Here is a 9,949-nt window from a genome sequence, read left to right as displayed (position 1 = left end):
AGTGGAAGACGAAGACTCCTGCGGGAAAAGTAGCTAATGTGAGACCCCACAGGGAGGTACGACCGAGGAGGCTCACGGGCTACCCGCGGAAAGCGAAGTCTTCCACGGAAATCAATAAGCGGTATTAAGAGGTCCCGCCTATTAAAGTTTTTGAAGCTTAACGGTTCCTATATGTAAGAAAAAAGATTATAATGAACAAAAAAGAATGAATATTCATTCATTTCCAAATTGCAAAGAAGGAGGAGCCATTTTGAAACATATTACATACATTAAGGATATAGACACATGGCAAAAAGAATTTCATTTCTCCATAGAAGTAAAGGTTCGTTTTTCCGAAACGGATATGTTTGGACATTTGAACAACACGATTCCATTTACATATTTTGAGGAAGCGAGAACCGACTTTTTTAAATACAATGGATTTATGCAGGATTGGGTAAAGCCCGATCATGATACGATTCCGGTTGTAGCAGATCTTCAGTGTGACTTCTTGAAACAAGTATACTTTGGCGAACGATTGAATGTTTTTGTCAAAGCAGCGAGTGTAGGCAATTCTTCCGTCGATCTGCATTATATGGGTGTGAATGAAAAGCAAGATGTCTGCTTCGTTGGCAGAGGAACGATGGTACAGATTTCACGTAAGACGGGGAAGGGTGTTCCGTGGACAGAAGAGATGAGAAAGAAATTTGGCTGTCCTTCAGTCATGCCCCAATCATCATAAATCATGTGTGAATGAATCACTGCCTATTTTTTATTTTACGCCCTCTCTATGTCACTCCAAACCGTACCTTCACATATGATATTCTGACGACCAACAATACCCATCCCCGCGGTTTAAAGCTGGCGAAGGCAAGGAGGGTTACCATAATTGAAGGACAATGATTTTACACACAAACCGTTGCTCACAAAGAGAGAAAAAGAAGTATTCGAGCTGTTAGTCCAAGATAAAACTACAAAGGAAATAGCTAGTGATTTATTCATCAGCGAAAAGACAGTTCGAAATCATATTTCCAACGCCATGCAAAAGCTTGGAGTGAAGGGGCGATCTCAAGCTGTTGTAGAGCTTCTTCGCATGGGGGAACTCAAGCTTTAAAGTAAGGGACTGATTCTTATGAACAATTACCCGGTTACATATAAACCGATTATTGTGTAAATAAGAGTCAGTCTCTTTTAGTTTGAAGGGTATATTTCCCTTATCTCAGACTTTTCTTGAAATTTCCCTGAAAAAAGGAGAAAATGCTAGTAGGTCAATTTAAATGATATGTGTAACAGATAACGATCACGATCACTTCATGAAAAAAGTGATGATACTAAATAAGTACTAGTCAGTCAAAGGAGAATTATTGTATGAATAAAGAAGAAGTCCAGCTGAAGGCCGACGGTCAGGTTGTTGCGGATATAGAAAAAGACTTGCGATACATATCTTCCATCATTAAACAAAAGGGACGCGAGATTTTAAGTCAATACACGCTTACTCCCCCTCAGTTCATTGCTCTTCAATGGTTATTTGAATACGGCGACATGACGATCGGCGACCTTTCAAATAAGATGTATCTTGCATGCAGCACGACGACGGACCTTGTAGACCGCATGGAGAAAAATGAATTGGTTGAAAGGGTCAAAGATGAAAATGACAGACGGGTCGTCCGCATTCATATGTTAAAAGAGGGCGAAAGAATTATTGAAGAAGTCATTGAAAAAAGACAAAATTACTTACAGAGTGTACTCGAAGATTTTTCAGAAGAAGAAGTACTCGGCTTGAAAAGAAATTTAGCTAAACTTCATCAAGAAATGAAACCAGAGTGAGGGAATAAAGTGATTCAACCAATCGGCATCATCGATTCAGGCGTTGGCGGACTGACGGTGGCAAAAGAAGTCATGCGCCAATTACCAAAAGAAACGATCTATTATCTTGGCGATACAGCCAGATGTCCATACGGCCCGCGTTCGTCACGGGAAGTGAAGAAATTCACATGGCAGATGACAGAATATCTTTTACAATATGATATGAAAATGCTCATTATTGCCTGTAACACTGCCACTGCAGTCGTACTGGATGAAATCCAGACCCAATTGGATATCCCGGTCATCGGAGTCATCCATCCTGGAGCAAGGGCAGCGATCAAGCATACGTATAATAAAAAAATCGGCGTCCTCGGAACCATCGGGACGATAAACAGCGGGGCATATGAAGAAGCGCTTCACTCGTTACATGGAAGCCTTGAAGTAAGCCCTCTGGCCTGCCCTAAATTTGTTCCTTTAGTAGAAAGCGGAGAATATAACAGTGCAACGGCTGATTCGATCGTGAAAGAAACACTGGCTTCGATGAAAAATACTGACATCGACACCTTAATCCTTGGCTGTACCCATTATCCTCTCCTGCAATCGAAAATTCAGGAGTATATGGGGGATAAAATAAGTGTCATCAGCTCCGGCGATGAGACTGCCAGGGAAATCAGTACGATATTGGACTACTATAATCTTTTATACCGGGGAGTCAGAGTGCCCGGGCACCGCTTCTTCACAACAGGTTCTTCCTACTTGTTTTCACAAATCGCCTCTGATTGGCTGAATATAGGGAAAGTACATGCAGAAACCATCCGGCTTCAAGACTGAGTGTCTTGGCTGGGTGGTTTTTCTTTTCTCCTGAAAAAAGTTTGTCTGCTTTTCTTAAAAAGATTCGGTCTATTTCATTACGAAGGCTCGTATACATGTAGTACAAACTGTCTTTTAGGAGGTTTCGCGATGTCAAAAAAAGCGAAAGTATCAATTGCTGTAACGGTGTTAGCATCTTCAGTATATCTTTCAGGCTGCGGACTGTTGAGTTTTGGGGAGAAGGAAAAAATTGATCCGCCGCAGGAAGTATCACACTTAAAAGAAGGTGAACAACTGGATACGGCAAAGAATGAAGAAGGTAAAGAGACGGCAGGCAACGATGAAGCTGTGGAGAAAACAGTAATGACAGAGCTTTATTTGATCGACAAGAATGGATATGTGGTTTCCCAGTCGTTACCTCTTCCGAATAATGAAAGTGTCGCCAAACAGGCGCTTGAGTATCTTGTGGTGAACGGCCCTGTGCAGAATGTCCTTCCGAATGGATTCCGGGCGGTATTGCCGGCGGATACTCAGATCACAGTCAACATCAAAGATGGGAAGGCAGTTGCAGACTTTTCACCGGAATTCAATAATTACCAGCCCGAAGATGAACAGAAAATCCTTCAATCAGTAACATGGACGCTGACTCAATTTGATTCAGTTGAAAAAGTCGAGCTCCGTGTAAACGGCTATCCGTTAACGGAAATGCCTGTTAATGGCACACCGATCGACGAATCCGGTTTATCAAGAAAAATGGGGATCAATGTTGATACAAGCGGAGTTGCAGATCCTACAAGCACGAAGCCGGTAACCGTCTATTATGTCTCACAGACAGATTCCCAGACGTACTACGTCCCTGTTACAAAACGGGTAAGTTCAAACGAAGCGGATGAAGTGAAAGCGGTCGTACAGGAACTCATTGAAGGACCTGGATATGGTTCGTATCTGGCCAGTGACTTTACGGGAGCGGAACTCTTGGATGATCCTTCTCTTAAAGACGGTACGGTAACCCTGAATTTCAATGAAGCAGTGTATGGAAGCCTGGAAGAAAAAATGGTTTCCGAGCATATGCTGAATTCACTTGTTCTTTCCCTGACGGAACAAAAAGGGATCAAAAGCGTATCCGTACTGGTCAATGGTGAAGCGACCACAGTAAGCAAAGACGGCGAACCGGTCACCGAACCAGTCACCCGTCCGGAAAATGTAAATGCAATTAGTTTTTAAATGATCATTTTTTGATATACTATTATAGAATCATGAAAAAAGAGGTTGGCTGATGCCGCCTCTTCTCTTTTTGAAATGGACGATTTACATACGATGAAAATGAGTATGACAGGAGGATATAATATGAGAGCTGATGGAAGAGAAAAAAATCAACTGCGTGAAGTGAAAATCGAAACAGGATATGTGATGCATCCGGAAGGGTCTGTATTAATTACGGTAGGCAATACAAAAGTGATTTGTAATGCAAGTATCGAAGACCGCGTGCCTCCTTTTATGAGAAACAGCGGCAAAGGGTGGATCACCGCAGAGTATTCAATGCTGCCTAGAGCGACGGAAACGCGAAATATCCGTGAATCGTCGAAAGGGAAGATTTCAGGTAGAACGATGGAAATCCAGCGCCTGATCGGACGTGCTTTAAGAGCGGTTGTGAATCTGGATGCCCTTGGTGAGCGCACGATCTGGATCGATTGTGATGTCATCCAGGCGGACGGCGGTACAAGAACGGCTTCGATCACAGGAGCTTTCGTGGCGATGGCTCTGGCACTAGGGAAATTACAGGATAATAAAAAGATCTCCTCATTTCCTCTAAAAAGCTATTTAGCTGCAACAAGTGTAGGTATTGTCGAGGAACATGGCTCGGTGCTCGATCTTAATTATATTGAAGACAGCAAAGCCCTGGTTGATATGAATATCATCATGACCGGTGAAGGAGAGTTCGTAGAGCTTCAAGGTACTGGGGAAGAAGCTACTTTCACAATGAACCAGCTGCATGAAATGCTGGAGCTGGGTCAAATTGGAATCCAGGAGCTATTCGAAATGCAAAAAAGTGCACTGGGAGAATTCGCGCAAAGAATTAAATAAAAGGGATGACACAGATATGACGAAACGTGTAATAATCGCGACAAAAAACAGGGGAAAAGCAAAGGAATTTCAAAATATGTTTGCACCTTACGGATATGAGGTACAAACATTACTAGACTTGCCTCATATCGAGGATGTGGAAGAAACAGGAACGACATTTGAGGAAAATGCAATTTTGAAAGCTGAGACGGTAGCGGAAGAATTGGATGCACTTGTGATTGCTGACGATTCCGGGCTGGCAATTGATGCATTGGATGGTCGTCCGGGAGTCTATTCCGCGCGTTATGCCGGGGAAGAAAAGAGCGATGAAAATAACATGGACAAGGTCCTGGAGGAATTGAAAGATGTACCTAACGGTGACCGGAATGCAAGGTTTCATTGTGTGCTGGCCATTGCCGGACCTGAGATTGAAACACATACGGTAACGGGCACCTGCGAAGGACAGATCCTTCAGGAAAGACGGGGAACAAACGGATTTGGCTATGATCCAATCTTCTTTGTCCCTTCTCTGGAAAAATCGATGGCAGAAATGACACCGGAAGAAAAAAGCAGCATTAGCCACCGCGGAAATGCTTTGGAGAAATTAAGATCATTGATCACAGATTTAGTCTAAAAGGGTGAGGAAAGGATGAAGCTTTTAGTTGTAAGTGACAGCCACGGTTCGAAAAAGGAGATTAAAGAACTGGCTGAGAAATATAAAGGGAAAGTAAACGCGATGATTCACTGCGGCGATTCAGAACTAAGCGCCGATGATGAAGCATTAACCGCTTACTTGGCGGTCCGGGGAAACTGTGATATGGATGGGCGCCTCCCTGATGATTTGGCAGAAGAGATAAATGGGAATACGATTCTCGTGACCCACGGACATTTGTATGGCATCAAGATGTCCTTGATGAAGCTTCGCTATAGAGCAGAGGAATCCGGTGCGAAATTTGTCTTCTTCGGACATTCCCATACGCTGGGAGCCGAAATGGTTAATGGGACGCTGTATCTGAATCCCGGAAGCATCCTGCTGCCCCGTGGGAGACAAGAGCGGACGTATGCGTTGGTGGAAGCTTCCGAAGACATGGTCAAAGTGGAGTTTTTGACTCATGATCATGAAGTGGTTGAAGAACAGGAGTTCAGTCTTTAAAAAGAGATTGTAGATACTTATGAAAGAACCTTCTTTTCAGAGGGTTCTTTTGCTTTTCAAACGGGTGGAGAAAGGATATAATAAATTGGTAATTGAAGTTAACATTCAAATGAAAAGTATTTCAGAAAACTTTTTTTGAAAATGTATTGACTTCTATATGCTATGTGAATATAATAAATATTGTCCTTAACAAAACATGTCCCAGTAGCTCAGCAGGATAGAGCAACGGCCTTCAAGTATAGGAGCCTCTATTAGGGAAACAGAAACCTATAGAGTGGACGACACTATATCGGTGAAGCCTTAACAGGTAATGCTGATGGTAATACCGAGGAAACTCACGACCAATTGGTGAAAGAATTTCGAATGGTGAAACGGTAGAAATTCTGTATTATGCTCTAAGCATCGTGAGGTTCCGTAGAGACTACACGTGTCGCACCTGAAACGGTGAAGATATAGTCCAGACCACAAACAGCGACTCCAAGCTGGTGCCGAAAGTCATAGTGGTAAGCTAAGCCGTCGGTCGGGAGTTCGAATCTCTCCTGGGACGCCACTATCATTACATACATACCTTGTACAGGGTTTTGAACAGATAAGGGATACTGACACAGATAAAAAGATCGTGTCGGTATTCTTTTTTTATCCTTTAACTAACACTGCAATATATCCTGCAATCCTTTTTTCACTAAAGAATGGACGCCACTAACTGGTAATACTTAAGGCGATAACAAGGAAACTTACGATCTCCTGTGAGGTGATTAATGATGAACCATCACACAAAGCACAAAGGGGACTTAGGGATATTAAAGGCACAAGTTGACTTATATCAAAAAGGATATATGATACTTAATCCCGCAACTGAACATGCCCCTTTCGACATAGTTATCTATAAAGATGGGATGTTTAAAAGGGTTCAAGTGAAATATAGAGAACTTAATAGTAAGGGTGCACTGGAAGTGAGATTTCGCTCCAATTATTCAACTTCTAAAGGGGTTATAACCAAAGAAGTTAATAAAAATGAAATTGATATCTATTGTGTTTATTGTCCACAAACGGATGAATGCTATTACTTTAATCCAAAATCCTTTTTGAAATCATTGACTTTAAGGGTAAATGTCCCGAAAAATAATCAAAAAGAACATATTCGTTATGCTTTTGATTATCGTGAGATTCCTTAGAGACTATAAGTGACTTACCTGTAACGAATTCACAATTGTCCCAGTAGCTCAGCAGGATAGAGCAACAGTTTCCTAAACTGTAGGTCGGGAGTTCGAATCTCTCCTGGGACGCCATTAAACCTACATACATCAAAGTCTGCCAATCGGCAGGCTTTTTTTCTTATTTACATTTGTTTATGTATAGGGTGACTCCTTGTAATCTTTGTTTTCTCCACCCTCTCATGCTACACTATTACCATCTTTAATACGTATAGGCGGGTACAAAACATGACAAAGAAAAACAATGAGGAAAAAGGAAAGGTCCTGCAATTTCCCGGATTGAAGGAGAGGCTCCTTGAAAAAGGGGTCCAGGCACTGGAGAACGGGGATATTCAGGAATCGGCCGACCTTTTGACCCAGGCATATGAAATGGAGCCGGAGAATCCCGATATCAATACCGCATTGGTTCTGGCCCTGTATGAAAATAAACAATATGATGAGGCAAAAGTGATCTGCAAGGAAATGCTTCTGGAAGGGATCGGTGAATATTTCGAAGTGGTCGATATGTACCTGATGATCCTCATCCAGCTTCATCAGCATCAAGATGTGATCGATACGATCAACGCTCTTTTTGAGGAAAAAGAAGTGCCCTTTGAAAAAGAGGAACATTTCAAGAAGCTGCTGCATTTCAGTGAGAAAGTATTGGATGGGAAAGAGCCCGGTACAGAGATGAAGGAAGAACCAGAAATCCCGGAGACGGCCATCCTGAAAGATAAAAGTCTTGAAGAACAGACGCTGATTGCTGCACAACTCGTTCATCAAAATATCCGTCCATATCTGTCTGAGCTGCTATCTTATTTAAGTGAAGAAACCTCTCACCCTTTTCTACAGTCAATGATCGTGAATGTTTTACGGGAACATGGATATGATAAAGAAATTTCAATCAACAAGCTGAATAAAGAAGTGAAAGTTACGCCATCCATGCTTCAAGATGTATTTGAAACGGATTCTTTCATGAAAGTGTCTGAAGAACTGGATGAGCTGCTGTCCCAGCGGAATCCTTCATTATTTCAGCATGCACTGGAATTGGTAAAGAGGCATTCTTTTCTTATGTACCCTTTTGAGTTCCAGGCTGACTCTGAGAACACAGCGATTGTTTACGGTAGTTATGCAGCGGATATGTTTGCCGATGCCATTCTGGGGGAAGAACTGAAGGGGAAAATGGAAGAATGTGAGGAATGCGCAATTCTGCTTGAGCAGCTGAATGAGCTGGAGGAAATTTCTTCACCGATAATTTAAATGCTCTCTGTTGAAAGAATGAGGCTGTATGTTATAATGTAATGGTTGCAATAGAATAGATTTTTATATATTTACGATGATAGTGCTAGATTCATACTCGGGACTATCTACTACTATGCGTAAAAAATTAGAATCAAATATAGATTGTTGGAGGGAACAGTATGTCTGCAAAATGGGAAAAGCAAGAAGGTAACCAAGGAGTACTTACAATTGAAGTTGAAGCTGCGAAAGTAAACGAAGGTTTAGACGCTGCTTTCAAAAAAGTTGTGAAGCAAGTAAATGTACCAGGATTCCGTAAAGGGAAAATGCCTCGCGGTATGTTCGAAAAGCGTTTCGGTGTAGAATCACTTTACCAGGATGCATTAGACTTCATCTTACCTGAAGCTTATGCAAAAGCAATCGAAGAAACTGGCATCGACCCAATCGACCGTCCGGAAATCGATGTTGAGCAAATGGAAAAAGGCAAAGACCTTATCTTCACTGCAAAAGTGCAAGTGAAGCCTGAAGTGAAACTTGGAGACTACAAAGGTCTTGAAGTAGAAAAAGTGGATGCCGAAGTAAAAGCTGAAGACGTTGAAGCTGAACTTACTTCACTTCAAGAAAAACAAGCTGAGCTTGTTGTGAAAGAAGAAGGTAAAGCTGAAGAAGGCGACACAGTAACAATGGATTTCGAAGGATTCGTTGACGGTGAAGCATTCGAAGGCGGGCAAGCTGAAAACTATTCTCTAGAACTCGGTTCTGGACAATTCATTCCTGGATTCGAAGAGCAATTAATCGGAGCGGCTGCGGGTGAAGAGAAGGAAGTAGAAGTTACATTCCCTGAAGAATACCATGCTGCTGAACTTGCAGGAAAAGCTGCAACATTCAAAGTGAAACTCCACGAAATTAAAACAAAAGAACTTCCAGCGTTAGACGATGAATTTGCGAAAGATGCTGATGAAGAAGTTGAAACATTGGCAGAACTTAAAGAAAAAATCGAAAAGCGCCTGCAAGAATCTAAAAAGAACGAAGCTGAAACAGCAGTTCGTGAAACGCTTGTAGAAAAAGCTTCTGAAAATGCAGAAGTTGAAATCCCAGAAGTAATGGTAAACAGTGAAGTAGACCGCATGATGCAGGAATTTGGTCAACGTCTAGAAATGCAAGGTATGAACCTTGACCTTTACTTCCAATTCTCTGGTCAAACAGAAGAAGATCTTCGCGGTCAAATGACAGAAGATGCAGGCAAGCGTGTACGCACTAACCTTACGTTAGAAGCAATCGCTGCCGCTGAAAATCTTGAAGTGACTGATGAAGAAGCAGAAGAAGAAGTAAATAAAATGGCTGAGCAGTACAACATGTCTGCCGACAACATCAAGCAGGCACTTGGCGGCCTTGACACGCTTAAAGCGGACCTTAAAGTTCGTAAAGCAGTAGAATTCCTTGTTGATAACAGCAAAGAAGCATAATAATAACATATAAGAACAAGGCGCGATTCGCGCCTTGTTTTGTACAATAAAAAGAAATTACCTTAGCAAGAATGTAATAAAAGCATTAGGTAAATTTCATATACATAATAGATATTGTTAATAGGCGGTTCCAGCTTTTGATTGGAGTGCAAGACGAAGACTCCTGCGGGAGAAGTGGCCAATGTGAGACCCCGCAGGCGAAGCCGAGGAGGCTCACGGGTCACCCGCGGAAAGCGAAG

The 9,949-nt window shown here is 42.1% G+C and carries 11 protein-coding genes and 1 tRNA gene; all 12 read left to right on the top strand.

What is annotated here, in order from left to right; translation table 11 throughout:
* Positions 1-250 precede the first annotated feature (250 nt).
* The 12 genes from AAEO50_RS20355 to tig all read left to right on the top strand — a co-directional run bounded on the left by AAEO50_RS20355 (position 251) and on the right by tig (position 9,710).
* Entirely contained in the window at positions 251-721 is a 471-nt protein-coding gene (locus AAEO50_RS20355) for a thioesterase family protein (protein ID WP_341986196.1), read from the top strand.
* Positions 722-868: 147 nt separating this feature from the next.
* Positions 869-1,093 carry a helix-turn-helix domain-containing protein gene (locus tag AAEO50_RS20350; protein WP_032087424.1) on the top strand — a complete coding sequence of 75 codons (225 nt, stop codon included), beginning with the start codon at positions 869-871 and terminating at the stop codon, positions 1,091-1,093.
* A gap of 254 nt (positions 1,094-1,347) precedes the next feature.
* Entirely contained in the window at positions 1,348-1,806 is a 459-nt protein-coding gene (locus AAEO50_RS20345) for a MarR family transcriptional regulator (RefSeq protein WP_341986195.1), read from the top strand.
* A gap of 9 nt (positions 1,807-1,815) precedes the next feature.
* On the top strand, positions 1,816-2,616 hold the full coding sequence (gene racE / locus AAEO50_RS20340) for a glutamate racemase (protein WP_341986194.1): 801 nt from the start codon (positions 1,816-1,818) through the stop codon (positions 2,614-2,616).
* 129 nt (positions 2,617-2,745) lie between these two features.
* Positions 2,746-3,819: a GerMN domain-containing protein gene (locus tag AAEO50_RS20335; RefSeq protein WP_341986192.1), complete on the top strand. Its 1,074-nt coding sequence runs from the start codon at positions 2,746-2,748 to the stop codon at positions 3,817-3,819.
* Positions 3,820-3,942: 123 nt separating this feature from the next.
* Entirely contained in the window at positions 3,943-4,680 is a 738-nt protein-coding gene (gene rph, locus AAEO50_RS20330) for a ribonuclease PH (RefSeq protein WP_341986191.1), read from the top strand.
* 16 nt (positions 4,681-4,696) lie between these two features.
* Entirely contained in the window at positions 4,697-5,293 is a 597-nt protein-coding gene (locus AAEO50_RS20325) for an XTP/dITP diphosphatase (RefSeq protein WP_341986190.1), read from the top strand.
* Positions 5,294-5,308: 15 nt separating this feature from the next.
* On the top strand, positions 5,309-5,812 hold the full coding sequence (locus AAEO50_RS20320) for a metallophosphoesterase (RefSeq protein WP_341986189.1): 504 nt from the start codon (positions 5,309-5,311) through the stop codon (positions 5,810-5,812).
* A gap of 761 nt (positions 5,813-6,573) precedes the next feature.
* Entirely contained in the window at positions 6,574-6,987 is a 414-nt protein-coding gene (locus AAEO50_RS20315; protein ID WP_341986188.1) for a group I intron-associated PD-(D/E)XK endonuclease, read from the top strand.
* 37 nt (positions 6,988-7,024) lie between these two features.
* Positions 7,025-7,101 (top strand) — tRNA-Arg (locus AAEO50_RS20310).
* 153 nt (positions 7,102-7,254) lie between these two features.
* Positions 7,255-8,265: a tetratricopeptide repeat protein gene (locus tag AAEO50_RS20305; protein WP_341986187.1), complete on the top strand. Its 1,011-nt coding sequence runs from the start codon at positions 7,255-7,257 to the stop codon at positions 8,263-8,265.
* Between the two features lie 161 nt (positions 8,266-8,426).
* Positions 8,427-9,710, top strand: a complete 1,284-nt coding sequence (tig, locus tag AAEO50_RS20300) for a trigger factor (protein ID WP_341986186.1) — start codon at positions 8,427-8,429, stop codon at positions 9,708-9,710.
* The last annotated feature ends 239 nt before the right edge of the window (positions 9,711-9,949 follow it).

This window comes from Rossellomorea oryzaecorticis, assembly GCF_038405515.1.
Classification (GTDB): Bacteria; Bacillota; Bacilli; order Bacillales; family Bacillaceae_B; genus Rossellomorea; species Rossellomorea oryzaecorticis_A.
The sequence above is the reverse complement of the archived record's forward strand: the minus strand, read 5'-3'. Positions and strand labels throughout refer to the sequence as shown.